This window comes from Amycolatopsis sp. lyj-90 (assembly GCF_046549035.1).
Taxonomy (GTDB): domain Bacteria; phylum Actinomycetota; class Actinomycetes; order Mycobacteriales; family Pseudonocardiaceae; genus Amycolatopsis.
In genome coordinates, this window is record NZ_JAJPWP010000031.1 from 1 (window position 1) to 553 (window position 553).

A 553-nucleotide genomic window follows, 5' to 3' on the forward strand; every position below is an offset into this window, starting at 1 on the left:
TTGCATTCAAGTTGAATCCATTCCATTGCATTCCATTCCATTCGATTCCATTCGATTGCACTCGGGTTGATTCCATTCCATTCCATTCCATTCCGTTCCATTCCATTCCATTACATTCGGATTGATTCTATTCAATTCCCTTACACTCCATTACATTCCATTCCATTCGGGTTGTTCCATTCCATTCCATTCCATTCCTCTCCATTCCATTGCACTCGGGTTGATTCCATTTCATTGCATTCCATTCCATTCCATTCCATTCCGGAAGATTCCATTCCATTGCATTCCATTCCATTCCATTCCCCTGCACTCGCGTTGATTCCATTCCATTCCATTCCATTCCATTCCGTTCCGTTCCATTCCATTCCATTCCATTCCATTCCATTCCATTCCATTCTATTCGGGTTAATTCCATTCCATTCCATTCGATTGCAATCGAGTTGATTCCATTCCATTCCATTCCATTCCATTCCATTCCATTCCATTCCTTTCCATTCCATTCCATTACATTCGGATTGATTATATTCAATTCCCTTACACTCCATTAAGATCG

Annotated in this window: 1 protein-coding gene; it reads right to left on the minus strand. The window is 40.9% G+C overall.

The window, feature by feature from the left end:
* Positions 1-140 precede the first annotated feature (140 nt).
* Positions 141-553 (minus strand): hypothetical protein (locus ACLJPX_RS44260; RefSeq protein ID WP_410606087.1); only part of this gene is annotated, 413 nt, incomplete at its 5' end.